1 protein-coding gene is annotated in these 430 nt (G+C 66.7%); it reads right to left on the bottom strand.

Features of this window, described 5'->3' with window-relative positions:
• On the bottom strand, window positions 1-430 hold a 430-nt coding region (locus A985_RS26690; protein ID WP_198288740.1), incomplete at both ends, for a Tim44 domain-containing protein.

The raw sequence follows: 430 nt of genomic DNA, 5'->3' as shown, positions 1-430 counted from the left end.
AACCCCGGCGACCCCCCAGCCGCCGCTACCGGTCACCGGCTTGGTCAGGTTCCACACTTCGTTGAACGGCTCGGCCGCGGCACCCTCGGCTTCGCGGATCAGGCCCGAGAAGCGAACGCTTGCCACATACTCGACGGCCGATTCCTCGATGCCAAGCAGTTCGGCATTGAGTTGCACGACGTCCGTGCGGTTGACCGACTTGCCGCGCTCTTCGAGGTCCATCTTGATTTCCGCGAACATCTGCGGCGTGGTGAACTCGTTGATATCGGCCTGATCGCCCTTGTCCCAGGCCGCTTGCAGACGGTTGAAGTACACCTTGGCACTGCGCAGGAATCCGTCGACATCGAAGCCGGCCGGCACGCCGAACGGGGCGGCTGCGGCAGCGGCCCCCGCGGCGACGGGCACGCCCGACAGCGACGGCTGGGCCGAC

The organism is Pandoraea sp. B-6 (assembly GCF_000282835.1).
GTDB lineage: Bacteria > Pseudomonadota > Gammaproteobacteria > Burkholderiales > Burkholderiaceae > Pandoraea > Pandoraea cepalis.
Note: the sequence above shows the minus strand (reverse complement) of the source record. Positions and strands in the feature narration are given on the sequence as shown.